Annotated in this window: 21 protein-coding genes; 11 read left to right on the forward strand and 10 right to left on the reverse strand. The window is 56.8% G+C overall.

The features are described from left to right. Window positions 1-139 precede the first annotated feature (139 nt). The 8 genes from JN756_RS23910 to JN756_RS23945 form a co-directional block, all read right to left on the reverse strand. On the reverse strand, window positions 140-4,840 hold the full coding sequence (locus JN756_RS23910) for a glycosyltransferase (RefSeq protein WP_201021430.1): 4,701 nt from the start codon (window positions 4,838-4,840) through the stop codon (window positions 140-142). After that, window positions 4,833-6,188 carry an ABC transporter ATP-binding protein gene (locus JN756_RS23915; protein WP_104902666.1) on the reverse strand — a complete coding sequence of 452 codons (1,356 nt, stop codon included), beginning with the start codon at window positions 6,186-6,188 and terminating at the stop codon, window positions 4,833-4,835. Before JN756_RS23915 ends, JN756_RS23910 begins: the two co-directional genes overlap by 8 nt. Beyond that, window positions 6,178-7,005 carry an ABC transporter permease gene (locus tag JN756_RS23920; protein ID WP_104902665.1) on the reverse strand — a complete coding sequence of 276 codons (828 nt, stop codon included), beginning with the start codon at window positions 7,003-7,005 and terminating at the stop codon, window positions 6,178-6,180. The genes JN756_RS23915 and JN756_RS23920 overlap by 11 nt, the downstream gene beginning before the upstream one ends. Next, window positions 7,005-7,550 (reverse strand): dTDP-4-dehydrorhamnose 3,5-epimerase, encoded by a 546-nt coding sequence (gene rfbC, locus JN756_RS23925; RefSeq protein WP_104902664.1) that lies wholly within the window; start codon window positions 7,548-7,550, stop codon window positions 7,005-7,007. Before rfbC ends, JN756_RS23920 begins: the two co-directional genes overlap by 1 nt. A 99-nt stretch (window positions 7,551-7,649) precedes the next feature. Next, complete coding sequence (rfbA, locus tag JN756_RS23930) at window positions 7,650-8,537, reverse strand: glucose-1-phosphate thymidylyltransferase RfbA (protein ID WP_104902663.1); 888 nt, start codon at window positions 8,535-8,537, stop codon at window positions 7,650-7,652. A 2-nt stretch (window positions 8,538-8,539) separates the two neighbouring features. After that, window positions 8,540-9,436, reverse strand: coding sequence for a dTDP-4-dehydrorhamnose reductase (rfbD, locus tag JN756_RS23935; protein ID WP_177029529.1), 897 nt, complete (start codon window positions 9,434-9,436; stop codon window positions 8,540-8,542). Further along, window positions 9,433-10,503 (reverse strand): dTDP-glucose 4,6-dehydratase, encoded by a 1,071-nt coding sequence (rfbB, locus tag JN756_RS23940; RefSeq protein ID WP_177029528.1) that lies wholly within the window; start codon window positions 10,501-10,503, stop codon window positions 9,433-9,435. The genes rfbD and rfbB overlap by 4 nt, the downstream gene beginning before the upstream one ends. Before the next feature lie 4 nt (window positions 10,504-10,507). Beyond that, complete coding sequence (locus tag JN756_RS23945) at window positions 10,508-11,482, reverse strand: glycosyltransferase family 2 protein (protein ID WP_236255058.1); 975 nt, start codon at window positions 11,480-11,482, stop codon at window positions 10,508-10,510. 584 nt (window positions 11,483-12,066) lie between these two features. Between JN756_RS23945 and JN756_RS23950 the strand changes: the two genes are divergently transcribed. Then, complete coding sequence (locus tag JN756_RS23950; RefSeq protein ID WP_201021431.1) at window positions 12,067-13,470, forward strand: FAD/NAD(P)-binding protein; 1,404 nt, start codon at window positions 12,067-12,069, stop codon at window positions 13,468-13,470. A gap of 60 nt (window positions 13,471-13,530) precedes the next feature. Here the strand turns inward: JN756_RS23950 and JN756_RS23955 are convergent, their stop codons facing one another. Beyond that, entirely contained in the window at window positions 13,531-14,391 is an 861-nt protein-coding gene (locus tag JN756_RS23955) for a DMT family transporter (RefSeq protein ID WP_201021432.1), read from the reverse strand. A 425-nt stretch (window positions 14,392-14,816) separates the two neighbouring features. Between JN756_RS23955 and JN756_RS23960 the strand changes: the two genes are divergently transcribed. Beyond that, window positions 14,817-15,608, forward strand: a complete 792-nt coding sequence (locus JN756_RS23960; RefSeq protein ID WP_057003830.1) for a CPBP family intramembrane glutamic endopeptidase — start codon at window positions 14,817-14,819, stop codon at window positions 15,606-15,608. A 73-nt stretch (window positions 15,609-15,681) separates the two neighbouring features. Further along, on the forward strand, window positions 15,682-17,247 hold the full coding sequence (locus tag JN756_RS23965; RefSeq protein ID WP_057003829.1) for a methyl-accepting chemotaxis protein: 1,566 nt from the start codon (window positions 15,682-15,684) through the stop codon (window positions 17,245-17,247). A gap of 94 nt (window positions 17,248-17,341) precedes the next feature. On the opposite strand, the gene JN756_RS23970 is transcribed toward JN756_RS23965, so the two are convergent. Next, complete coding sequence (locus tag JN756_RS23970) at window positions 17,342-18,034, reverse strand: alpha/beta family hydrolase (RefSeq protein WP_108524729.1); 693 nt, start codon at window positions 18,032-18,034, stop codon at window positions 17,342-17,344. A 79-nt stretch (window positions 18,035-18,113) separates the two neighbouring features. On the opposite strand from JN756_RS23970, the gene ccoN (JN756_RS23975) reads away from it, so the two are divergent. From ccoN (JN756_RS23975) to ccoP (JN756_RS24010), 8 genes are all read left to right on the forward strand, one after another. Beyond that, the gene (ccoN, locus tag JN756_RS23975) at window positions 18,114-19,538 is read left to right on the forward strand and encodes a cytochrome-c oxidase, cbb3-type subunit I (RefSeq protein WP_126588850.1); all 1,425 of its coding nucleotides are present in this window, start codon (window positions 18,114-18,116) and stop codon (window positions 19,536-19,538) included. A 10-nt stretch (window positions 19,539-19,548) separates the two neighbouring features. Further along, window positions 19,549-20,157, forward strand: a complete 609-nt coding sequence (ccoO, locus tag JN756_RS23980) for a cytochrome-c oxidase, cbb3-type subunit II (protein WP_017845262.1) — start codon at window positions 19,549-19,551, stop codon at window positions 20,155-20,157. A gap of 3 nt (window positions 20,158-20,160) precedes the next feature. Next, window positions 20,161-20,367, forward strand: coding sequence for a cbb3-type cytochrome oxidase subunit 3 (locus JN756_RS23985; RefSeq protein ID WP_017845261.1), 207 nt, complete (start codon window positions 20,161-20,163; stop codon window positions 20,365-20,367). Next, window positions 20,364-21,311, forward strand: a complete 948-nt coding sequence (gene ccoP, locus JN756_RS23990; RefSeq protein WP_057003828.1) for a cytochrome-c oxidase, cbb3-type subunit III — start codon at window positions 20,364-20,366, stop codon at window positions 21,309-21,311. The genes JN756_RS23985 and ccoP (JN756_RS23990) overlap by 4 nt, the downstream gene beginning before the upstream one ends. A 483-nt stretch (window positions 21,312-21,794) precedes the next feature. Beyond that, on the forward strand, window positions 21,795-23,237 hold the full coding sequence (gene ccoN, locus JN756_RS23995; RefSeq protein WP_017845259.1) for a cytochrome-c oxidase, cbb3-type subunit I: 1,443 nt from the start codon (window positions 21,795-21,797) through the stop codon (window positions 23,235-23,237). Continuing rightward, a complete protein-coding gene (ccoO, locus tag JN756_RS24000) occupies window positions 23,237-23,845 on the forward strand; it encodes a cytochrome-c oxidase, cbb3-type subunit II (protein WP_017845258.1) in 609 nt (202 codons plus the stop codon). Before ccoN (JN756_RS23995) ends, ccoO (JN756_RS24000) begins: the two co-directional genes overlap by 1 nt. Before the next feature lie 6 nt (window positions 23,846-23,851). After that, a complete protein-coding gene (locus JN756_RS24005) occupies window positions 23,852-24,037 on the forward strand; it encodes a CcoQ/FixQ family Cbb3-type cytochrome c oxidase assembly chaperone (protein ID WP_016775513.1) in 186 nt (61 codons plus the stop codon). Next, entirely contained in the window at window positions 24,034-25,011 is a 978-nt protein-coding gene (gene ccoP, locus JN756_RS24010) for a cytochrome-c oxidase, cbb3-type subunit III (protein ID WP_017845257.1), read from the forward strand. The genes JN756_RS24005 and ccoP (JN756_RS24010) overlap by 4 nt, the downstream gene beginning before the upstream one ends. Window positions 25,012-25,203 lie beyond the last annotated feature (192 nt).

Here is a 25,203-nt window from a genome sequence, read left to right on the forward strand (position 1 = left end):
CCACCAGAAAGTAACACGTTGCCAGTAACTACTGCCAGCTAAAGTCAGATAAGCCTGTAGTACTACAAGTTCGAATTTCATTACCCACTATCAGGCCTCTGTGCTTAATCAAAATGAGTCATCTCGCGTGCAAAACTGCTTACAATTTTACGCGAGGCGGCCACGCCAAACCGAAATCTTCATGATCCAGGGTAAGGTTCGGATTGTATGTATAGTCTTCCTGGATCTTCGGCCAACGCGCCTGAACATACAGAACCTCTTTGGAAAAACGCTCCTTCTTCTCAGGCGTATCCTCAAGGCCGCGTGTAGCCGACTCATGATGATACAACTCGGCAAAAGGCGTCCAAACATTGATGTAGCCCGCTTCCTGAACCCTCAGGCAGAAGTCGACATCATTGAACGCAATTTTGAGGTTCTCTTCGTCCAGCCCACCCACTTGCTCGAAAATAGACTTCTTGACGATCAGGCACGCCGCAGTGACTGCCGAAAACTCCTGAATCAGCGCGGCCCTGCAGAAGTAGCCGTAGTCGCCTTTTGGCAGGTACTTATGCGAGTGCCCTGCGACACCGCCAACGCCGACCACGACGCCGCCATGCTGCAGGCGATCATCCGGGTACCAAAGGCGTGCCCCGACGGCGCCGATGTTTGGCTGCAGTGCAATAGACACCATCTCATCCAGCCACTCTGGTGTGATGACCTCAATGTCGTTGTTGATCAGTCCGATCAACTCACCGCGAGCCATTCTGACGGCACCATTATTTAAAGCCGAGTAATTGAACGGCCCATCGTCACGCATCACTCGAATATTATCTTGCTGATCGAGTTGGGCGAAATATTCTAGAGAGATGGGATCATCCGATCCGTTATCGATCAAGATAATTTCATAGTTAGTGTAGGTCGTCAGTTGCTGAATACTGTCAATGCACTGTTTTACCAGCGCGCAGGCGTTACGCGTGGGAATAATCAGCGTGACTAACGGCTCCACTGCGGGGCGGGCATAGTGAACCCGGTACATGCCCATCGGCAGCAGTTCGGTACGACCGATATTACCTTTGCGCTGCAGGTGCTCATCCAAGGCCTTGACGCCAGCAAGCGCTGCGTAGGGCTTTTCGTCGCCTGCCATTGCAGTACTGCCCGCGTGAATCCGCCAGTGGTAGAGCACCCGTGGAATATGCACGATTTGACTGCGATTGAGTTTCTCGGAGCAGCGCAAGGCAAGATCGTAGTCTTGAGCGCCTTCAAAGCCCGTGCGAAAACCACCAACCTCTTTCACCAGATCGGAGCGATAAACACCCAAATGGCAAACCATGTTCTGGGAGCGAAACAGAAACTCGTTCCAATCCGACTTAAAGTAAGGCGAACTGCGCTTGCCAGCAGTATCAATCTTGTCCTCGTCAGAATAAATAACACCTACATCCGGGTTGTCATGAATAGCACGGGCAACCCAATACAGAGCGTTCTCCGGCAGAAGGTCATCATTGTCCATCAAGGCAATGTACTGGCCCGACGCTAATATCAGTGCAGAATTGCTGGCGTTGGAGATATGACCATTTTCCTCTCGGAATACTACCTTGATACGCTTGTCTTGAGCCTTGAGTGACTCAAGATAGGTAATCACCTGCGCATCGGTGGAAGCATCATCGGCTATGCACAACTCCCAGTTCTTGTAGAGCTGCGACTGAACGCTCTCGACCGCTTCACGCAACAGGTCCAAAGGCGGATTGTAAACAGGCATGATGATCGAAATCAGCGGATTGGTTTTCCACTTGCGGATCTCTTCACTGATTTTCCAACGGCCGTTATCATCCATGGTGTCGTAATACTCGACCCACCGCGAATAGTCGTGGCGGTCGGGCACTTCACGGGTCTCCTGGCCAACAAAGGCAAAGTTACTTGCCCCGGCAACCCAAACTACCCGCGCCTTCAAGCCTGCAGCGCCTTGTTGGCGCCACACCGCGATCGCCTTGCGTGCTGTACTGCGTAGTCCACCACCTCGACGGATCACCGCTGGCAATAACCGCCACACCCTTTTAACTTGGCTAACGCGCCTTAAAAGATTGCGAAAGGGCGCGGTCGCCTTCCAGCTGGATGATAACTGCATGGCAATAATGTGCAAATTCAAGTTATGGATATGCGTGTCTTTCTGAACCTGCTGCAACCGCAATTGCTCTTCGAGGTTGCAGATGTGAGTATCCTTATCCTTCAAAGACCCTTGCCATTTGGCCAACGTATTTTGAAACTCTTCATCTTTAAGAGCTACCTGGTGATGCAGCGTCTCGATAATCTGTAGCCGCTCCACTTCTGAATGTGCATGTTCGAGCGCCGTAGAAGCGATGAATTCTTCGATCTGTGAGTCTTTTTCGCCCAGCGCAAGATTGTATTGCTCAGTCAGGAGCTGAAGGGCTGCCTTATGCTCCTCACTGAGAAGCTGAATGGAGACTTTGGTCTCTTCACTCAATAGACGAAGTTGCTCAACGACTGCCTGAACCTCTCTGTCTTTTTCTCGAGTAGTTTGAGCGATTACCTCGGTATAATTTGAAGTAATAGATGTCTTCAACAACCCAAGCACGTCATTGATTTGTCGATTAGAGTCGACAATCAGATCAAGCTTGCTATTTGAGTCAAGAATCTGGTCAAGTTTACTGCTTGAGTCCAGAATTAGATCGAGCTTGTTTTGCAGTTCGAAATTAGGATTTGTCAGTTCAGATTGATTCAGCACATTAATCTCTTGAGCAAGCTGCTCTTCCGTGAGTAAAGTAAGACTTACTTCCAGCTCAAGCAGGTCTATGCCACTGAGCACTTCACCAGCTAAAGGAATCGCTAAACTCGGATCATCACTCAGCGCCAGATAAAGCGTATTGCGACCAACTTGGGGAATTCGCACGGCGGATGCAATGACAAGCGGATGACTAATGTCATCCTGCCACTCCATAACCGTTTCGCCGCTAGAGTACACCTTGATGGTATGAATGGAAAAGCTTTGACGTCGGTTGATCGGGTCAAACCGCAACTGCACACCAGGTGGCAAGCCAGGAGGGAGGGTAAACCGGATCAGTTGACGCCCATCATCGACCACTTGGAGCAACGAAGACTCTTCTGAAAAGTGACCAGCTGTATCACTCACATAGAGTTTTGCGTGCTTGGAGGGCGGGTACACAGCTCCCAGTTTGTGAATAATTGCTTCGGGTGACCAGTTGAGAAACTGATTTGCGTCGGCACCGGTAACCCGCTCTTGAAAGGCAGCTTCGGTAGCGATATAGCGTGTGAGGTCCTCAGCGCTTATATCCATATCTGCGCTTGCTAACAGCTGCGTCACGAACTCCTGACGACTGATCGTAGAAGCACTGGGGTAGAAGGGATTCGCAGCGGCCATCAGCAAAAGTAGTGCCCGCATCATCAAATAGCCGAGTTCAACCCCCTCATCCATCTCCCACTCGATATCAATAAACTGCGGCTTATTGCGCTCATCGATTACGATGTTTTGCGGGACGGCATCAATATAACGGCCGGGAAGCAGAGACTTGGCTGAAGAAAGTTTTACGTCAGAGCCCTCTTCATCCAGTAGTATTTGCAGACAAGCCAGATACTTCTGTAAAAAGGGGGTAAACCCTTGCACGCTCCAGTCGCGGCGCGCAGCAACATTTAGGAACTCAAGGCTGAGCACGCTGCCTTTCGCGTAGGCGTCCACGCGGGGAAGCACATATTTGAAGCCGTCGTCGAGGTTCGCTTGCGCCTCATCGCCTATTAGATTACCCAGCTTTCTATAGTGGACCTGAATACCCTGCGGCGTTTTAACAAACAATGACTCCTTACAGTAGCGAGTCTTTCTACCCGTGCTGTAATGGTAGGCAAGCACGTCAGTGTCGAAAGGTTCGCTGTTTTCGGAAGACGCCACGACCAAGAAAGAGTTGGCTAGGTCCATGCCCAGACTATTGTCGATGACAACGGACCAAGCCTTCTCGAGGTTGAAAGTGGTCAGCTCTGGAAGCTGTGGGTCTTTCTTGACGTTCTGCCACGCCAAGGCAGAGGCATCGAAATCGTCGCATCCGAAGCCACTCTCAGTAATGATCGAGTTGGGTAGTTTATAATCCGGACTCGGCGCCAGAAAACTCGAAGCGGTAAACCCGGCTCGGGTGACAAGGTCCTTGAGCTCCTTCTTACCATAGGTTTTGGGCTGCCCATGTTCGTATCGGCCTTCGATGCCATACATTGTAATGCCGACATGGTCTTCAGGCGCACCCGCAAAATACTTGAGCCCCAACTGGTTTTCGATGGCGATGAAAAGATGCCCATCAGGCTTGAGCAATTGACGAACGCGCATCAGCATCGCCAAGGCGGGATCTTCCGCATTACTGAACATGCTTGCGTACTCGAGTACGCCAATAAGCGTGATGACATCGAATTGCTCATCGACCTTGAAATCGTCGAATCGCTCAGCCAGAACAGTTACGTTATCCAGTTCACGCGTGCGGCTCGCAGCTATTCCCGCCCGTCGAGGGCTGCCTTCCAGGCATAGAAGGTCTGCTCCGCATTCGCCGAGATAACGACTGATAGCGCCGCAGCCGGCACCGATTTCCAACACGCGAGACTTGAACAAGTGCTCAAACGGACGAAGGATATTAGCGCGTGTGGCGCTTAGGTGATAAAGCTTTGCCCAGTCGGTGCAGTACTGCGGAAGCTCATCTGACAAGACAGACACGTCTTTGGCGTTATGAATTATACCTGCGAGTTCAGCTTCGGAGCTATCACCATCACTGTAGGCAATACCCTGAAAATCAGAGCGCACCCACACATTTGTTTCACCATCCTTGGTATAACCATATTGATCGAGTTTAAACATTTGGGTCTACCGGATCGATTGTCATAGCAGCGGCAAGGTCAATCAGCCCCAACAACTTGGGAGTGGGTTCGACAACCAAATGAATGGAGTCATAACGCCTATCATGGGGAATGATGTCTTCGCCCTCTCTAGAGGCGATCCCTAAGGAAATAAAATAATCACCAGTCGCTAGTCTGTTTACGAACTTCACGCTGGCGATGGCCACGTTCCCAGACTCTCCCATGGATCGGGTTTCGGTACACTCCAACAAATAGGAGTTCGTGCCGTAGACCGTTACACCTTCCTTGGTTTTAATGGTGAATCCGAGAATTGGGTTAATCACTGGACGGTTAAACTTAAATGACACACCGAGTACAACTTCCTCACCCGACTCTATGCTCGCCGGAAACTCACGTCCGTTCGCACTCAAATGAAAATCCATTAACGTAGCAGCCCCATCCCCCCAACGATATTCATGTGGGTTATAGCCGATACGTGATGCATAAACATCGCTTTCCAGAGACAAGTGTAGAGTTTTCTCGATTAGCGCCACGGGCTCTGCGGTCACCGCCGCAGGGTTCGAAGGCTCATCAGCACTGGTATTACGACCAAACAAAATGTCGGTGTAGCGATTGATCACCGGGCGTGACTCTCCGATCATTTCAACCCGGCTTTGTTCCAATAGAATTGCGCGCGAGCAGTGCGTCACTACTTGCTCGCTGGAATGGGTCACTAGCAGGATACTAGTTCCGTTCTCTTTAAGCTGGCGCAGACGCTCGAAGCATTTGGCTTGAAATCGGGCATCACCTACCGAGAGCGCTTCATCCACAACAAGAATCTCAGGATCGACTTGTGCCTGGACTGCAAACGCAAGCCTGACCGCCATACCACTAGAATAGGCCTTCACCGGCTGATCGAGAAATTCTCCGATGTCCGCAAAACTGGCAATAGCATCAAAGCGATCGTTCACCTCATTACGCGTCAGGCCCAGAACCGCTGCGTTCAGGTAGACGTTTTCACGCCCAGTAAACTCAGGGTTGAAGCCTGAGCCCAACTCGAGCAATGCAGCGATACGCCCACGCGTTTCAATTTCGCCCATCGTCGGCGTCAACGTGCCACAAATGATCTGCAGCAGTGTGGACTTGCCTGATCCATTGCGACCTACGACACCTACCGTTTCGCCTTTTTTGACTTCAAAACTGATGTCACGCAGGGCCCAGAACTCTTTGCCATAGGTGGTGACTTGATCGCCCGCCCACCGCTGGAAACGCGGCACGATAGCTTGTTTCAGGCGATCACGAGGTTTGTCATAGGTGTAAAAACATTTGGAGACATTCCGAACGCTGATTACCGATTGATCAGATGACATCAGCGAACCCTTTACGTGTCTTTTGAAAGAACCAGAAGCCAATTGAAGCAATAAGTACCCCAATGACGATAGCCACACCTAGACTGCCCCAATGCGGGAGGTGGCCGAATAGCAGGACACTTCGACTTTCCTCAATTATGTAAGTCAGCGGATTGAGTTTTAGCCATGGCTTATAAACTTCAGGCAGCGCTGCTACCGGATAAAGCACAGGAGAAAGAAACAACAAGACGGTGGTAAGGACCGTAATCACGTGACCTACATCTCGCAGATAAACACCCAGCGAGGCCAACAACCAGCTTATTCCTAGGGTCGCTAGTATCAGTGGCACCAGGATCAAAGGAAACAGGAGTGCCGTCCAATAGAGTTGGCCGGTGATCAAGAACTGGGCGGCCAGTAATACGATCAGACTGATACAGCTATGGAACAGTGCAGAACCCAGGGTAATGACCGGCAAAATCTCCAACGGGAAGACTACTTTTTTTACATAGTTACTGTTGGTCATCACCAGAGAAGGTGCACGGTTAGCGCATTCAGCAAACAACCCATGAACGATCATGCCCACAAACAACAGGATCGCGAAACCACCTTTACCGGTATCAACACCGACCCAGCGAGATTTGAAAATCTCAGAGAACACGAAGGTATAAACCGCAAGCATCAGGATCGGGTTAAAAAATGACCATGTCAGCCCCATGACCGAACCGCGGTAGCGTCCGATCACTTCGCGCTTAGTCATTTGTGAGATCAACGAACGATTTTTCCAGAGGCTGGCCACCATGCTGACCGGCCCAGCTGAAGGTTTCAGGTGCGGGTCCACTATTCAAACACCTCAGCGTTAACAAAACGCGGGGCATTTGCATCTTTGGCGGACAGGGTGGGTGAATCGAAAAACGGCCAATCGATTGCGACGTCGGAATCGTTCCACGCCAGGCTCCGTTCGTGCTCAGGAGCCCAGTAGTCCGTGGTTTTGTAGAGAAATTCAGCACTCTCTGAAAGCACCACAAAGCCATGTGCGAACCCTTCTGGAATCCAGAGTTGAGACCTATTGCTGGCGCTAAGATGCGCCCCCACCCACTTGCCAAAGGTGGCAGAGCTTTTGCGCAGATCGACGGCTACGTCAAACACCTCGCCATGGGTGACCCGTACCAGCTTTCCCTGGGGCTGTTTGATCTGATAGTGCAAACCGCGAAGTACACCCTTTGCCGATTTGGAATGGTTGTCCTGGACGAAATTAACGGACTTTCCGACAGCCGCCTCGAACACCTTCTGATTGAAGCTTTCATAGAAAAAGCCCCGCTCATCCCCGAAAACTTTCGGCTCAAACAGAAAAACGTCCGGGATGACAAGTGGGGTAGCTCTCATCTTTAAAATATCTCCAAAGTGTAGCCAGCGCTGGTTTTTCGGCGCTGCTGGTCAAAAAGTGATTTCAAGGCAACTACAAAAAAAAGCTTGGCGAACGCCCTATAAAAAAATCTTTTCGTGCAGGAGGCGCTTCAGATATTGACCGTAACCATTCTTGGAGAGTGGCGCCGCGAGTTTTTCCAGCTGCTCAGCATCAATCCACTTCTGCCGGAACGCAATCTCTTCAGGGCAGGCCACTTTAAGCCCTTGGCGGTGCTCAAGTGTGGCAATGAAGTGACTGGCCTCAAGTAACGATTCATGGGTGCCGGTATCCAACCAGGCGTAACCGCGACCCATGATTTCCACAGAGAGCTTGCCTCGCTCCATATAAATACGGTTTAGGTCAGTAATTTCCAGCTCGCCACGAGGTGAAGGCTTGATGCCCTTGGCAATCTCGACCACATCTTGGTCATAGAAATAGAGCCCCGTTACCGCATAGTTGGACTTGGGCTGAAGCGGTTTCTCTTCCAGGCTGATTGCCTTACCCTGGTCGTCAAACTCGACGACACCGTAACGCTCCGGATCATTCACGTGATAAGCAAAAACACTGGCGCCATCTTGGCGATGCATGGCGCTGTTGAGCAGCTCATTGAAATGATGACCATGATAGATATTGTCGCCCAGCACCAGTGCTGACAGATCGTTGCCGATAAAATCCTCACCAATGATAAAAGCTTGGGCCAGACCATCCGGGGAGGCCTGCACTGCATAAGAAATACTCAACCCCCACTTGCTACCATCGCCTAACAATTGCTCAAAGCGAGGCGTGTCCTGCGGCGTCGAGATGATCAATATGTCGCGAATACCCGCCAGCATCAGCGTGGTCAGCGGGTAGTAGATCATCGGCTTGTCGTAAACCGGCAGCAATTGCTTGGAGATTGCCAAGGTTGCAGGGTGCAGGCGTGTGCCTGAACCACCGGCCAAAATGATTCCTTTACGTTTAAGCATGTTCATTTCTCTAGAATTTCTATAAGCATCCGTGCCACACCGTCCTGCCATTCAGGCAGGCGCAATGAGAAGGCATTCTGCAGTTTTTGAGTGTCGAGTCGGGAATTGCCAGGGCGTTTGGCCGGCGTCGGGTAAGCCGCGGTGGTGATCGCGCCCACGTTGGCCGGTTCGACCTTGAGCTGCACCCCCGCCGCTTGCGCCTGTTCGAGCACGAAGCGGGCATAGCGGTGCCAGGTGGTCTCGCCCGCTGCGGCGAGGTGATACACCCCGCTCAACTGCGGGTTTGAGCCCATGGTGCGGATCGCGTGAGCGGTGACGTCGGCCAGCAGGTCCGCCCCGGTGGGCGCGCCGAACTGGTCGTCAATCACGTTCAGGCTGTCTCGCTCGATGGCTAGGCGCAGCATGGTCTTGGCGAAGTTGTTACCGCGCGCTGCGTAGACCCAGCTGGTACGGAAGACCAGATGTGCACAACCACTGGCCTGAATGGCCTGCTCGCCTTGCAGCTTGGTCGTACCGTAGACGCTCAGCGGCCCTACCGGGTCGCTTTCCAGCCAAGGGGTGTCGCCGGTGCCGGCGAACACGTAGTCGGTGGAATAGTGCACCAGCAGGGCATTCAGCTTCAGCGCCTCGGCGGCCAGTACCGCCGGGGCTTCTGCGTTGACACGCAGGGCCTGGGCAGGCTCGCTTTCGGCTTTGTCGACGGCGGTGTAGGCGGCAGCGTTGACGATGACGTCAGGCGCAAACCGCTGCACGGTCGCGGCCAGCCCCAGCAGGTCGTTCAGGTCGCCGCAGTAGTCCTGGCTTTTCGAGTCGAGCGCAAGCACTTGGCCCAAAGGGGCCAAGCTGCGTTGAAGCTCCCATCCCACCTGGCCATTTTTGCCAAGTAGAAGGATCCTCATGCCGAACGCTCGGCGTAGTTTTTTTCTACCCATTCGCGGTACGAACCCGATTGGATATTGCTCACCCAATCTTGGTTGTCCAGGTACCACTCTACGGTTTTGCGAATACCGGTCTCGAAGGTCTCAGCCGGCTTCCAACCCAACTCACGCTCCAGTTTGCGCGCGTCGATGGCATAACGGCGGTCATGGCCAGGGCGGTCCGTCACGTAAGCAATCTGATCGCTGTAAGGCTTGCCATTCGCTTGAGGGCGCAACTCATCGAGCAAGGCGCAAACGGTGTGAACGATGTCCAGGTTTGGCTTTTCGTTCCAGCCGCCCACGTTATAGACCTCGCCCACAGTGCCCGCTTCCAGTACTCGGCGGATGGCGCTGCAGTGGTCTTTTACGTACAGCCAGTCACGAATTTGCTGACCGTCGCCGTACACTGGTAGCGTTTTGCCTGCCAGTGCGTTGACGATCATCAACGGAATCAGTTTTTCCGGGAAATGGAACGGCCCATAGTTGTTCGAGCAATTGGTCGTCAGTACCGGCAAGCCATAGGTATGGTGATAGGCACGAACCAAGTGGTCGCTTGCAGCCTTGCTCGCCGAGTAAGGGCTGTTAGGCTCGTACTGGTGAGTTTCGGTGAACGCTGCATCATCTTTGGCCAGGGAGCCATAGACTTCGTCGGTCGAAACATGCAGGAAGCGGAAGGACTGCTGTGCATCGGCATCCAGGCCTTTCCAGTAGGCACGTACCGCCTCCAGCAAACGGAAGGTACCGACGACGTTAGTCTCGATGAAGTCTTCCGGGCCGTGAATGGAGCGGTCAACGTGCGACTCGGCAGCGAAGTTCAGGATAGCGCGCGGCTTGTGCTCAGCGAGCAAGCGCTGCACCAACTGGCTATCGGCGATATCGCCCTGTACGAATACATGGCGCTTGTCACCCTCCAGCGAGCTGAGGTTCTCCAGGTTGCCGGCATACGTCAGCTTGTCCAGATTAATGACCGGCTCATCCGCCTGGGCTACCCAGTCCAATACAAAGTTTGCACCGATAAAGCCAGCACCGCCGGTTACTAAGATAGTCATTGAGTCAGATCTTTTTCAGTAGTGTTGCAAAAATTAGCCCGAGGTTCCCCATCAGTGTCTGCCGGTATAAACCGGCCGACCGAAACCCCAGCACTCGTCTAAATAACGTTTGACTCCGCGCACATTTAAAACGCGCAAGAGTCGTTCGATGCTCTTCGCAAAGACGATGCTGCATGGCTTCGAGTGCGCGAATATTCAGTTCGTTCCACTCGTAAAAACGTCCTTGAAAGATCATCCGTAGCCGAACCAGGCGAGCTGCCCAGCTGGAGTTGCTGCCAATCAGATTTTCATCATGCTGGCGGTACTGCATTCTAGGCTCGGGATCATAGTGAACGATGCCTCCCGCCCCCGTGACAAGCTGATACGCCCACCAATCGTGAGAAGGCACTACTACGTCCGCACCCGCCTCCACAATCAGCTTGCGAGCAGCCTGGTTAAAAACCATCGTATTGCCGCCCGCGATACTCTGAACCAACGCGTTAGAGAAATGCGGAGGCAGGGAGAAAAGCGGTGAAAAACCAAGCGCCCCCCCCGAGTCGCCTACCAACTGCGTGCGACCACAGTAAAGTGCAGGCACATCCGAAGGCTGGCTCTGCAACCAATCAACCGCCACCTGCAGCTTTTCATCATTCCAGATATCGTCTTGATCGCACCATGCAAAATAATCAGCCTGAATATCGGTCCGACAAGTCAACGAGAGAAAATTGGCGACGAAGCCTTTTTGAGGGCCAGATACCACGCTTAGCCGGTGACTGCCCCAACGACTACAGTATTGCTGAAAAATCGCCAACGAACTGTCTTTGGAACCATCGTCCGAAATGACTAACGTCCAGTCACGATGCATCTGCCGCTCAATAGAGTCGAGCTGTTCCGCAAGAAACGTCTCACCATTGTACGAGCACATCAAAATTGCGACTTTTGCAACGCAAACGTCGTTAGGCAGAGCATTGGAAAGGCTGCGCGATGCGAAAATAGACACAATATCCCTTGGGAGCGCACTACATATCCTGCTGGGAGGTAGGATATAGGCCGACAATAAGGTGAGAATTATTACAGTATTAGTTTGTAAGGGCAATCTTACTTGTGACCGGCGGTCAGCCACCGGGAGCCCGTCACGCGCCCTACGATGAGGCATTGCACCTCTAGCCCGCAGCTCCTTGCCTGAGCCTCCAGATCGTATCAAGCCCCGCTTCCAAAACCGTGGCGCGCCGATGCTCCCGCGCTAGCAGCGCTTCGACCGAATGAATAGGAGCAAGCTTACAAACAACCACCCGAAAAAACTCTTCCGCCCGCCCCCCAGAGGTCGGTAAACGCCGCGAAAGGCATGACTCATATTCAGTTATGATGCGTCGAAAACTCCAACCCCGAGTGCCGACTGATCTATATCAACGAACGCGGAATCGCCGAAGCTGCGCACTGGATGAGCAACTCGATCCACTTCATTATCAAGTTCACGACAAACCTTCGGCAAACTCTACAAAACATTTACCGCCCCTCATTCAAAATATGCAACAAGACGGCTTTGTCAAATGAAATATGAGTGGCGTTGAAACTGGAGCTGGAATGAATACCAAGACCATCGCTATTACCGGCGAAGGTTTCTGCGGCTCGACGCTGGCAGCGCAGTTATTACGCCACCCGCCGGTCACCCCTCTAAAAATTCTGTTGATCAACCGGCCGGGCAGTATGGCCCGAGGTATCACTTACAGCACCCAAGCGCCCGCGCATGTACTCAATGTCCCGGCAGGCAGAATGAATGCTCTGGCCGGCGAAGACGACAGCTTTTACGAGTATGTAAAACGCAACAACGCCACCGCTACCCCAGGCTCCTTTGTAGAGCGGCGCCTCTACGGTGACTATTTGGAAGCGTTGCTTCAACACGCGTCACGCAACGCAACACCGGGCTGCGAGTTGCACGAAGTGATTGGGGAAGTGGTCAAGATAATCCCCCAGCCAAATGCCGCTGGCGCACTTCTCTTGATGGATAACGGGGAACACTTTCGGGCCGACAGTATTGTTTTAAGCATTGGCAGTTGCGCACGCCAGGCGCCTTCGATTGCACCCGAATATCGGCAGTTCTACGAGAACCCGGGCTACGTGCATGACCCATGGCAACCGGGCGCACTCGACAGTATTGGCGCAAACGACCCGGTCTTCCTGATAGGCAGCGGGCTGACAATGCTCGACGTCGTACTTGATTTGCGTGACCGGGGACACACCGGCACTATCCAGGCCGTTTCGCGCCGGGGCCTGCTCCCGCAGCCTCACCGCGAATTGAACGCGCACCCCGCCTACGATGAAGGGCTGGCACAGCACATGTTGACCGATTGCACGGTGCGCCACTATGTACGTGCCGTCCGTGACGCGGTTCGCCAGCACGCGCAAACCGGCGGAGACTGGCGCGACATCATTGGTGGCCTGAGGTCCGCTACCCAGCAGCTGTGGCATGCATTGCCGCTTGATGAACGCCGGCGATTCCTGCGACATGTACGCCCTTACTGGGATGCCCATCGCCATCGTTGCGCTCCACAACCAGGCGCGCGCATGCACACCGAGCTTGCCCGCGGCACACTGAAGCTGGCGGCCGGACGCATCGTCGGCTACACGTCCAACCCTCACAATGTGAGCGTTGCTGTACGCCGACGTGGCGCCAGCACCGTGGAACAGTTGGAGGTCAAAGCGGTGATAAATTGCACGACGCCAGCACTGGACCTGCGCCAATTGGACGACCCGTTGCTCAAGTCCCTGCGCGCAGATGGCCTGTTGGTACCTGATGCACTTGGGACAGGCATGGACATCGCACCGTCGGGCGCACTGCTCAATTGCAATGCAGTGCCGTCAGACTGGTTGTATTACGTCGGCCCTTTCCTCCAGGCCCGGGACTGGGAAGCCACCGCAGTACCTGAACTGCGTGAATACGTGCAACGCTTGGCGCTCGAGCTGAACACTGCACTTACCCAGCACTGAATCACACATCGACGGACGCCCGCTTTAGAGGGCGCCCGTCAGCGCTGACTCAGTGATCATTCAACCTTTACGAAACACAAACCCCAACCCAACAACGATCAACCCCATCCCCAGCAGGCTCAACCACGCGAGCCGATTGCCAAAGATCAGGTAATCCATCACCGCCGTCACTGCAGGCACCAGGTAGAACAGGCTGGTGACATTGACCAGGTTGCCGCGGGCGATCAGGCGGTACAGCAACAGCGTCGCCAGCAGCGACACCACCAGGCCCATCCACAGCACCGGCAGGTAAAAACCGGCGGTGTGTTCAAAGTGGAACGGCTGGAACGGCACGAACACCGAGCACAACACCAACCCGGCCAGGTATTGCACGGGCAGCGTGCCCAACGGGTTATCGGTGATGCGCTTCTGCATGATCGAGCCGATGGTCATGCTTGCCAGGGCCAGCAAGCCGAACAGCATCCCGGCCAGGGACATCCGCGACAGCCCGATGCCTTGGTACACCACCATGATCAAGCCGGCCAACCCCAGGCCCAGGCCGAACATCCGGCGCCAGGAACGCTGGCGCTCCATCAGCACCACGGTCAGGATCGGCTGCACGCCCATGATGGTCGCCATCATCCCCGGCGTGACGTTGAGGTCCAGGGCCAGCAGATAGAAAATCTGGTACGCCCCCAACAACACCAGCCCCGTCGCCGCCGCATACCACAGCGGCTTGCCGGGTTGTGGCAGTTTCAGCTTGAGGATCGGTACCAGCATCACCAGCCCCGCCAGGGCGATGGCAAAACGGATCAGCAAAAAGGCAAAGGGCGACGCATGGGCCAGGCCCAACTTGGAGAAAATCGCCCCGCTGCTCCACAGCAATACGAACAGGCTCGTCGAGGCCGCCGCGGCCACGGATTGTTTTGACATAACAGACATGGTTACCACCTGTAATCAGGCAAAAAAGCCGATTCAGCCAAGCAAGGCTGAAACTCAGTAGGTTTTTTTCAGGCGGGCATAGGGCAACAGCAATCAGCTGATCAGCCCGAAATGCCAACACCCGGCGGTGATACGACTGCGTACACCGGCGTGCTACTGACAGGTGGGGGGTAGTGGCTGATCTGCGCAGGCTGCAGGTTCCCGCACGGCACGACCACAGCGCTGGACGCTGAATCGACTACCGCTATGCACAGGAATGCAGGCATGGGCTGATCTTTTGAGGAGGTGAAGACGCGGCGACTATAACCAACCGCCGACATATTTTGCAATCGCTCCGGCAGCGCTCTTTTCGCGTGACGGCATTTTCATTTTGGCGCCGGAACCCACTCGCTATACTACCGAGCAGTTTTTTCCAAGGATGTCACATGACCGCATTGCCCTGGGTGTATCTCGTCCTCCTGTCCATCGGCTATGCACTGGCGTTGCTCTACGGCCAACTGGGTGTGCTCGCGGCCATCTCCGTGGCGCTGTTGTTGATCGCCGGGTATGCGGTACGCCAACAACGTACCCCGTGGGCGCGCTACGTCGGCCACGGGTTGTTCATCGTCTTGGCCTTGGGCCTGGCGATGCACTGGCTACCGGGGTTCTACAACGGGCGCGGTATCGCCCCCCAGCGTTTCAGCGCCGATGCCGTGCCCTTCTCGATGTACCTCAACCAAGACAAACCACTGATCGGTTTCTGGCTGCTGCTGGCCTGCCCGTGGATTGTAGCGCGGCGTTCATTGCGCCTGTCGATCTGCGTCACCGCCCTGGCGCTGGCGCTGACGGCCATCGCAGCCCTGGGCGGCGCGGCGTTGCTGGGGATCATCAGTTGGGCGCCGAAGTGGCCGGAGCAGGCGTGGCTGTGGGTGCTGAATAACCTGTTGCTGGTGACGCTGGTGGAAGAAGCGCTGTTTCGCGGCTACATTCAGGGCGGCCTGAGCCAGCGCCTCAAACACTTGCCCTACGGCGAAAACCTCGCATTGCTGCTGGCCTCGCTGCTGTTCGGCCTGGCGCACCTGAGCGCGGGCTGGCAGTGGGTGCTGCTGGCCAGCATCGCCGGGGCCGGTTATGGCCTTGCCTATCGTTTTGGCGGCCTGGGTGCGGCGATTGCCACGCATTTCGGCCTGAATTTGCTGCATTTCGGACTGTTTTCCTACCCAATGCTCGCCGGCTGATTATTACGAAAATAAGTTAAATAAATGATCGCCACCGCCGATACCCCTTGAAAGCCTTGCGGATTGAATAACCATGCGTAATAACCAGCCCGTTACCCAGCGCGAACGTACCTTCCCCGCTCAGCAACGGTTGATCTCCACCACAGATGCCAAGGGTGTCATCACTTATTGCAACGACGCTTTCGTCGAAATCAGTGGTTTCTCCCGCGACGAATTGGTGCGTGCCCCGCATAACCTGGTACGCCACCCGGACGTTCCGGCGGCTGTGTTCGCACACATGTGGTCCACGCTCAAGCAAGGCTTGCCATGGATGGGCATCGTCAAGAACCGCTGCAAGAGCGGCGATCACTACTGGGTCAACGCCTATGTGACGCCGGTGTTCGATGGCAACCAGGTGGTCGGCTATGAATCGGTGCGTATCAAGCCCACCGCCGAGCAGGTCCGCCGGGCCGAAGCGCTCTACCACCGCATCAATCAGGGCAAGTCCGCCATTCCCCGGCGGGACAAGTGGCTGCCGGTGCTGCAGGACTGGCTGCCGTTTATTCTGGTCAGCCAATTGAGCTTCATGATTGGCGCATCGCTCAATTCCCACTGGGGCTTTGCCCTCGCGGCAGGGTTGTCGGTGCCGCTGGGCCTGCTGGGCCTGAGCTGGCAACAGCGCGGCCTCAAGCGTTTGCTGCGCCTGGCCGAACAGACCACCTCCGACCCGTTGATCGCGCAGATGTATACCGACAGCCGTGGCGCCCAGGCGCGACTGGAAATGTCGATCCTCAGCCAAGAGGCACGTCTGAAGACCTGTCTCACGCGCTTGCAGGACACCGCCGAACACCTCAACGAGCAGGCCGCGCAGTCCAACACCCTGGCGCACAACAGCTCCAGCGGCCTGGAACGCCAGCGTGTGGAAACCGAACAAGTGGCTACCGCGGTCAACCAGATGGCGGCGACCACCCAGGAAGTCGCCAGCCATGTGCAGCGCACGGCCGATGCCACCCAGGAAGCCAATCGCCTGACCGGGCGCGGCCGCGATATCGCCGGGGAAACCCGCGAGGCGATTCAGCGGCTGTCGGCCGCGGTTGGCGAGACCGGCGTGACGGTCACCCAACTGGCCAAGGACAGCGATGAAATCGGCGGCGTGGTCGACGTGATCAAAGGCATCGCCGACCAGACCAACCTGCTGGCCTTGAACGCCGCGATCGAAGCGGCGCGTGCCGGTGAAATGGGCCGTGGTTTTGCGGTGGTTGCCGATGAAGTCCGCCAATTGGCGCAGCGTACCGCTGAATCGACCGGGCAGATCCATACCCTGATCGCCAAGCTGCAGCAGACCGCCGCCGCTGCCGTACAAACCATGGACGCCGGGCATCGCCAGGCCGAAGAAGGCGTGGCGCGGGTGATGGAAGCGGACCAGGCACTGGTGGGCATCAGCGAAGCGGTGGCCAACATCACCGACATGACCACCCAGATCGCCGCCGCCACGGAAGAGCAAAGCTCGGTGGCCGAAGAGATCAGCCGCAATATCAGCACCATCGCGCTGTTGGCGGACCAGACCTCGGAACAGGCATTGAACTCGGCGCAGTTGAGTGAAGAGCTTACTGTTACCGCCAATACTCAGTATTCGCTGGTAGAGCGTTTTAACCGTTAAACCGCTATCGGGGGCAAGTCGAATCGTCGCACCGCCCCTCCCACATTTAACCGCGTACACCTCATGTGGGAGGGGGCTTGCCCCCGATAGCGCTCTAACAGGCGCCGATAAACTGAGCCACTCGCACCGCCGCCGCCTCCAAATGCTGCTCATGGCTGAACCCTGAAGCCTTCAACGGTTTCAAATCATGATCCCCCGCCGCCAGCCACAGCACCTCGATGCTCGGTGACAAGTCATACCCCTGCACCGCGACTCGATTACCCAAGGCATCGCGTTCGCCCTGCACAATCAATGTCGGCGTGTTCAACCCGGCCAAATGCGCGACTCGCGGCTTTTCCGGCTTGCCCACCGCATAGAACGGATAGCCCAGGCACACCAAGGCATCGGCCTCCAATTCATCGGCGAGCAAACTGGCCATGCGCCCGCCCATGGACTTGCCACCAATGGCCAGTTTCCCAGCGGCATGGCGTCGCACCTCGGCATACACCTCGCGCCAGCTTTCCAGCAGTTTCGGCGCCGGGTTGGGCGGGCGTTTGCCCCCGTCCAACCGGCGCTGGGCCATGTAGGGAAACTCAAAGCGCACCACATTGACGCCATGCCTGGCAAGGCGCGCAGCCATGTCGTTCATGAAAGATGAGTCCATCGGTGCACCGGCGCCGTGGGCCAGGATCAGCGTCACAGGCGTATGCGCTGACGCACCCGAGGCGATATCCCACAGCCAGCCATGCTCCTGCACACACCGTGCCCATTGATCCCCGTCAATACTGGCCTTGTGCTCTTTGCCCATGCTTACCTCGCTTTTTAGTCTGCCTATAACTCCAGCCCAAGTGTCGCATCTGCTTGGGTTGAACCGTGGATGGGGAACCATGAACACTACTTTAAGTACCGCCTATAACTACAAGGTGGTCCGCCAATTCGCGATTATGACGGTGGTGTGGGGCATCGTCGGCATGGGGCTCGGGGTTTTTCTCGCGGCTCAATTGGTGTGGCCTGCACTCAACTTCGACTTGCCTTGGACCAGCTTTGGCCGCTTGCGCCCGCTGCACACCAACGCGGTGATCTTCGCCTTCGGGGGTTGCGCGCTGTTTGCCAGCTCCTTCTACTCGGTGCAGCGCACCTGCCAAACCCAGCTGTTCGCGCCGAAAATCGCGCAGTTCTGCTTTTGGGGCTGGCAACTGGTCATTGTCCTGGCAGCGATCACCTTGCCACTGGGTTACACCAGTTCCAAGGAATACGCCGAGCTGGAATGGCCGATCGACATCCTGATCACTATCGTCTGGGTGGCTTATGCCATTGTGTTCTTCGGCACTGTGGCCAAGCGCAATACCAAGCACATCTATGTCGGTAACTGGTTCTTCGGTGCGTTCATCATCACCGTGGCCATCCTGCATATCGTCAACAACCTGGAAATCCCGGTCAGCCTGACCAAGTCCTACTCGCTGTACGGCGGTGCGACGGATGCCATGGTGCAGTGGTGGTATGGGCATAACGCAGTAGGTTTCTTCCTGACTGCCGGCTTCCTCGGGATGATGTACTACTTCGTACCCAAGCAAGCCGAACGTCCGGTGTATTCCTATCGCCTGTCCATCGTCCACTTCTGGGCGCTGATCACCCTGTACATCTGGGCCGGTCCGCACCACCTGCACTACACCGCGTTGCCGGACTGGGCACAGTCGTTGGGCATGGTGATGTCCCTGGTGCTGCTGGCACCAAGCTGGGGCGGCATGATCAACGGCATGATGACCCTCTCGGGCGCCTGGCATAAGCTGCGCAGCGACCCGATCCTGCGCTTCCTGGTCGTCTCGCTGGCGTTCTACGGCATGTCGACGTTCGAAGGGCCGATGATGGCCATCAAGACCGTCAACTCGCTGTCGCACTACACCGACTGGACCATCGGCCACGTACACGCCGGCGCGCTCGGCTGGGTGGCGATGATCTCCATCGGCGCGCTGTATCACATGATCCCGAAAGTCTTCGGCCGCGAGCAGATGTACAGCGTCGGCCTGATCAACGCGCACTTCTGGCTGGCCACCATCGGCACCGTGCTCTACATCGCCTCGATGTGGGTCAACGGCATCGCCCAGGGCCTGATGTGGCGTGCGATCAACGAAGACGGCACCTTGACCTACTCCTTCGTCGAAACCCTGGTGGCCAGCCACCCTGGCTTCGTCGTGCGACTGGTGGGCGGTGCGGTGTTCCTCAGCGGCATGTTGCTGATGGCTTACAACACATGGCGCACCGTGCGCTCGGCACAACCTGTCGAAGCCACCCCTGCCGCGCAGACGGCCTGAGGAGTCAGTGATGAAACACGAAACGATTGAAAAGAACGTCGGCCTGCTGATGCTGCTGATGGTGCTTGCCGTGAGCATCGGCGGCCTGACCCAGATCGTCCCGCTGTTCTTCCAGGACGTGACCAACAAACCGGTGGAAGGCATGAAGCCCTACACCGCGCTGCAACTGGAAGGCCGCGACATCTACATCCGCGAAGGTTGCGTACAGTGCCACTCGCAGATGATCCGTCCGTTCCGTGCCGAGACCGAGCGCTACGGGCACTACTCGGTTGCGGGCGAAAGCGTCTGGGATCACCCGTTCCTGTGGGGCTCCAAGCGTACCGGGCCAGACCTGGCGCGCGTCGGCGCACGCTACTCGGACGACTGGCACCGCGCGCACTTGTACAACCCGCGCAACGTAGTGCCTGAGTCGAAAATGCCGGCCTACCCATGGCTGGTGACGGCACCGCTCGACAGCAGCCACACCGAAGCCAAGCTCAAAGTGATGCGTACCCTCGGCGTGCCCTACACCGACGACGACATCAACGGCGCAGTGGCCAGCCTCAAGGGCAAGACCGAGATCGACGCGCTGGTTTCGTACCTGCAAGTCCTCGGCACCGCCATCAAGAGCAAGAGGTGAGCCATGGGATTTGAATTCGATGCGGGCACCATCCGCGGCCTCGGCACGCTAGTCGTCGCCATCGCCTTTATCGGCCTCTCGCTGTGGGTATTCAACAACCGACGCAATGCGGAATTCGAGCAGGCACGCCTGCTGCCGTTTGCCGACGAACCCACCGCCACCCCATCCGACGCTCAAGAAGCGCCTGCAACAAGGAGCAATCGGCCATGACTACCTTCTGGAGTACATGGATCTGCGTACTGACCATCGGCAGCCTGATCGGCCTGACCTGGCTGCTGTTCGGCACCCGCAAGGGCGAGACCAAGGGCAGTGTCGACCAGACCATGGGCCACGCCTTCGACGGCATTGAGGAATACGACAACCCGCTGCCTCAGTGGTGGTTCATGCTGTTCGCCGGCACCCTGCTGTTCGCCGTCGGCTACTTGATCCTCTACCCGGGCCTGGGCAACTGGAAAGGCGTCCTGCCGGGCTATGAAGGCGGCTGGACCTCGACCAAGGAATGGGACAAGGAAATGGCCAAGGCCGACGCCAAGTTCGGGCCGATCTTCGCCAAATTCTCGGCCATGCCAGTGGAAGAAGTCGCTAAAGACCCACAAGCGCTGAAAATGGGCGGACGCCTGTTTGCCTCCAACTGCGCGGTGTGCCACGGCTCGGATGCCAAGGGCGCGTATGGCTTCCCGAACCTGGCGGACAATAACTGGCGCTGGGGCGGTTCCGCCGAGGCGATCAAGACCACCATCATGGGCGGTCGCCATGCGGCGATGCCGGCCTGGGGCGAAGTGCTGGGCGAAGACGGTGTGAAAAACGTCGCAGCCTATGTGCGTCACGACCTGGCCAAGTTGCCATTGCCCGCCGACAGCGGTGCCGACCTGGTCGCCGGCCAAGCCACGTTCAACACCACCTGCGTGGCCTGCCACGGTCCGCAAGGCCACGGCACCGAAGCCATGGGCGCGCCGAACCTGACCGAGCCAAGCGGCTTTATCTACGGCACCAGCCTGGCGCAGTTGCAGCAAACCATTCGCCACGGCCGTCAAGGCCAGATGCCGGCGCAGGAAGTGCTGCAAGGCAATGACAAGGTTCACCTGCTGGCCGCTTATGTTTACAGCCTCTCCCACAACGCTGACGGCGCAACGCCGCAACGCCAGGCAGAGTAACGCTCCACCCCTGAACTGCCGCCCCTGATCCGGGGGCGGTAGCTCAACCCTCCTACGCGACCAAGTGTCGCACCCTTCCAAAGCACTGCTTTCCCCTCCTGCCATTCGGGTCTACGCTTGTCTGCACAGCGGATCGGTACAGACCGGTCGACGGTCGACTTGCACGCGCTGGGTTGCATACTTCTGCAGGGATGACAGGCGCAAAGGCTGGCAGCGACCGGCTGTCGTGCCACTGACCGTTCATCGCTTCAGCAGCGTGTCGACACACAGCGAGTCACCCGCCGACGCGTCACGCAAAAATTCCTGTCCGATCGATCAGTTTTTGATTTCGGATTTTGTCCTTACATCAAACATGGAAAGGGCGCAGAATCTGGCGTGGCACGCATTGACACAGGTCACCCTTGCGTTGCAATGGCACCTCGGTTTCTACATACTTGCGACCGATTTTTACCTATAAAAAAACCTAAACCGTGGAACCTTAGAATGAGCACAGCAATCAGTCCGACTGCTTATAACTATAAGGTAGTCCGCCAGTTCGCCATCATGACGGTGGTCTGGGGGATCCTTGGCATGGGGCTCGGGGTCTTCATCGCCTCGCAACTGGTCTGGCCGGAATTGAATTTCGGCCTGCCATGGACGACCTTCGGCCGCCTACGCCCGCTGCACACTAACCTGGTGATTTTCGCCTTCGGCGGATGTGCATTATTTGCCACCTCCTACTATGTCGTGCAGCGAACCTGCCAGACGCGACTGATTTCCGACGGCCTCGCCGCCTTCACCTTCTGGGGATGGCAAGCCGTGATCGTCGGGGCCGGCATCTCGTTGCCGCTGGGCTACACCACCACCAAGGAATACGCCGAGCTGGAATGGCCCATCGCCATTTTGCTCGCGATTGTCTGGGTGATCTACGCGGTGGTGTTCTTCGGCACCATCGCCAAGCGCAAGACCAAGCACATCTATGTGGGTAACTGGTTCTACGGTGCCTTCATCCTGGTGACGGCGATGCTGCACATCGTCAACCATGCGTCGTTGCCGGTCACCCTGTTCAAGTCCTATTCGGCCTACGCCGGAGCGACGGATGCGATGATCCAGTGGTGGTACGGCCACAACGCCGTGGGGTTCTTCCTCACCACCGGTTTCCTGGGGATGATGTACTACTTCGTGCCGAAACAGGCCGAACGTCCCATCTACTCTTACCGTCTGTCCATCGTCCACTTCTGGGCGCTGATCACCCTGTACATCTGGGCCGGTCCGCACCACCTGCACTACACCGCGCTGCCGGATTGGGCACAGTCGTTGGGCATGGCGATGTCGATCATCCTGCTGGCGCCAAGCTGGGGCGGCATGATCAACGGCATGATGACCCTCTCGGGCGCCTGGCATAAGCTGCGCACCGACCCGATCCTGCGCTTCCTGGTGGTTTCGCTGGCGTTCTACGGCATGTCGACCTTCGAAGGGCCGATGATGGCGATCAAGACCGTCAACTCGCTGTCGCACTACACCGACTGGACCATCGGCCACGTACACGCCGGTGCGCTCGGCTGGGTAGCGATGATCTCCATCGGCGCGCTGTACCACATGATCCCGAAAATCTTCGGGCGTGCGCAGATGCACAGCGTCGGGTTGATCAATACGCACTTCTGGCTGGCCACCATCGGCACCGTGCTCTACATCGCCTCGATGTGGGTCAACGGCATTACCCAAGGCCTGATGTGGCGTGCGATCAACGATGACGGCACCCTCACCTACTCCTTCGTCGAAGCGCTGCAAGCCAGCCACCCGGGCTACATCGTCCGTGCCCTGGGCGGCGCGTTCTTTGCCTCCGGCATGCTGTTCATGGCCTACAACGTCTGGCGCACCGTGCGTGCCTCCGACCCTGCAGAAGCCGAAGCCGCCGCCAAGATCGCCGTTGTGGGAGCCCACTGATGAAGCACGAAGTAGTCGAGAAGAATATCGGCCTGCTGGCCTTCTTCATGGTCATCGCCGTGAGTATCGGCGGCCTGACCCAGATCGTTCCGCTGTTCTTCCAGGACGTGACCAACAAGCCGGTCGAAGGCATGAAACCGCGTACCGCCCTTGAACTGGAAGGCCGCGACATCTACATCGCCAACGGCTGTGTCGGCTGCCACTCGCAGATGATCCGTCCGTTCCGCGCCGAAACCGAACGTTATGGCCACTACTCCGTGGCCGGTGAAAGCGTGTGGGACCACCCGTTTCTGTGGGGTTCCAAGCGTACCGGGCCGGACCTGGCCCGTGTCGGCGGACGCTACTCCGATGACTGGCAACGCGCGCACTTGTACAACCCGCGCAACGTTGTGCCTGAGTCGAAAATGCCGGCGTACCCGTTCCTCGTGGAAAACAAGCTCGACGGCAAGGACACCGCGAAGAAGATGGAAGTCTTGCGCACCCTGGGCGTGCCCTACACCGACGAAGACATCGCCGGTGCAGCCGCAGCCGTGAAGGGCAAGACCGAAATGGACGCATTGGTGGCCTACCTGCAAGGCCTTGGCACCATCATCAAAAGCAAACGGTGATTCTTCATGGATATCGGGATGATTCGTGGCCTGGGCACCGTTGTCGTGATGGTGGCCTTTATCGGCCTGGCGCTGTGGGTGTTCAGCCCCAAGCGCAAGTCGGAGTTTGACGACGCAACCATGCTGCCCTTTGCGGATGACCCCGAAGCCATCAAGCACGTCGAGCAAGCTTCTAGGAGTAACAAAGAATGACTACGTTCTGGAGTCTGTACGTCACAGTCCTCAGTCTGGGTACCATTTTCGCCCTGACCTGGCTGCTGCTGTCGACCCGCAAGGGCCAGCGCGCCGAGCAAACGGACGAGACTGTCGGCCACTCGTTCGACGGTATCGAGGAGTACGACAACCCACTGCCGAAATGGTGGTTCATGCTGTTCGTCGGCACCATCGTCTTCGCCCTCGGCTACCTGGTGCTGTACCCCGGCCTGGGCAATTGGAAAGGCCTGCTGCCGGGCTACAACTACCTCGACAACGACAAGCAGACCGCCTTCGCCAACGGCCAGACCGGCTGGACCGGCGTGCATGAGTGGGAAAAGGAAATGGCCAGGTCGGACGCCAAGTTCGGGCCGATCTTCGCCAAATTCGCCGCGATGCCGATTGAAGAGGTTGCCAAAGACCCGCAGGCCCTGAAGATGGGCGGCCGTCTGTTTGCCTCCAACTGCTCGGTATGCCACGGTTCGGACGCCAAGGGAGCCTACGGCTTCCCTAACCTGACCGACGCCGACTGGCGCTGGGGCGGCGAGCCCGCGACCATCAAGGAAACCATCATGAAAGGCCGCCACGCGGTGATGCCGGCCTGGGCCGAAGTCATCGGCGAACAGGGCGTGGCCGACGTGGCGGGCTTCGTGGTGACCAACCTCGACGGCCGCAAACTGCCGGAAGGCGCCAAGGCCGATGTGGCCAACGGCGGGAAACTCTTCGCCGCCAACTGCGTGGCCTGCCACGGCCCGGCCGGTAAAGGCACGCCCGCCATGGGCGCACCCGACCTGACTCACCCGGGCGCGTTCATCTACGGTTCAAGCTTCGCCCAACTGCAGCAGACCATCCGTTACGGCCGCCAGGGCCAGATGCCTGCACAGGAATTACTGCAAGGGAACGACAAGGTGCATTTGCTGGCCGCATATGTTTACAGCTTGTCCCATGGGGATAAGAAGGCTCAAGAGCAGTAAGCTTCATCAGAAACACAAAAGCCCCGTACAGTACAAACTGGCGGGGCTTTTTTCTGGCAGCTATATGGGCCAATGAAATCGATGCGTTGATCGCCGCTACTGCTCTGGTTCATGGGTTAACCCATGGGACGAATAACCGCTCCACGCGCAAAAACCGTCCATACTTCACAAGTCAATTGATCCACGTCACCT

This window comes from Pseudomonas sp. Y39-6 (genome assembly GCF_023651955.1).
Lineage (GTDB): Bacteria > Pseudomonadota > Gammaproteobacteria > Pseudomonadales > Pseudomonadaceae > Aquipseudomonas > Aquipseudomonas veronii.

Coding starts and splice junctions, on each gene's coding strand:
- JN756_RS23910 (WP_201021430.1), bottom strand. CDS start 4,840: ATGTTTAAACTCGATCAATATGGTTATACCAAGGATGGTGAAACAAAT.
- JN756_RS23915 (WP_104902666.1), bottom strand. CDS start 6,188: ATGTCATCTGATCAATCGGTAATCAGCGTTCGGAATGTCTCCAAATGT.
- rfbC (WP_104902664.1), bottom strand. CDS start 7,550: ATGAGAGCTACCCCACTTGTCATCCCGGACGTTTTTCTGTTTGAGCCG.
- rfbA (WP_104902663.1), bottom strand. CDS start 8,537: ATGCTTAAACGTAAAGGAATCATTTTGGCCGGTGGTTCAGGCACACGC.
- rfbD (WP_177029529.1), bottom strand. CDS start 9,436: ATGAGGATCCTTCTACTTGGCAAAAATGGCCAGGTGGGATGGGAGCTT.
- rfbB (WP_177029528.1), bottom strand. CDS start 10,503: ATGACTATCTTAGTAACCGGCGGTGCTGGCTTTATCGGTGCAAACTTT.
- JN756_RS23950 (WP_201021431.1), top strand. CDS start 12,067: ATGAATACCAAGACCATCGCTATTACCGGCGAAGGTTTCTGCGGCTCG.
- JN756_RS23955 (WP_201021432.1), bottom strand. CDS start 14,391: ATGTCTGTTATGTCAAAACAATCCGTGGCCGCGGCGGCCTCGACGAGC.
- JN756_RS23960 (WP_057003830.1), top strand. CDS start 14,817: ATGACCGCATTGCCCTGGGTGTATCTCGTCCTCCTGTCCATCGGCTAT.
- JN756_RS23965 (WP_057003829.1), top strand. CDS start 15,682: ATGCGTAATAACCAGCCCGTTACCCAGCGCGAACGTACCTTCCCCGCT.
- JN756_RS23970 (WP_108524729.1), bottom strand. CDS start 18,034: ATGGGCAAAGAGCACAAGGCCAGTATTGACGGGGATCAATGGGCACGG.
- ccoN (WP_126588850.1), top strand. CDS start 18,114: ATGAACACTACTTTAAGTACCGCCTATAACTACAAGGTGGTCCGCCAA.
- ccoO (WP_017845262.1), top strand. CDS start 19,549: ATGAAACACGAAACGATTGAAAAGAACGTCGGCCTGCTGATGCTGCTG.
- JN756_RS23985 (WP_017845261.1), top strand. CDS start 20,161: ATGGGATTTGAATTCGATGCGGGCACCATCCGCGGCCTCGGCACGCTA.
- ccoP (WP_057003828.1), top strand. CDS start 20,364: ATGACTACCTTCTGGAGTACATGGATCTGCGTACTGACCATCGGCAGC.
- ccoN (WP_017845259.1), top strand. CDS start 21,795: ATGAGCACAGCAATCAGTCCGACTGCTTATAACTATAAGGTAGTCCGC.
- ccoO (WP_017845258.1), top strand. CDS start 23,237: ATGAAGCACGAAGTAGTCGAGAAGAATATCGGCCTGCTGGCCTTCTTC.
- JN756_RS24005 (WP_016775513.1), top strand. CDS start 23,852: ATGGATATCGGGATGATTCGTGGCCTGGGCACCGTTGTCGTGATGGTG.
- ccoP (WP_017845257.1), top strand. CDS start 24,034: ATGACTACGTTCTGGAGTCTGTACGTCACAGTCCTCAGTCTGGGTACC.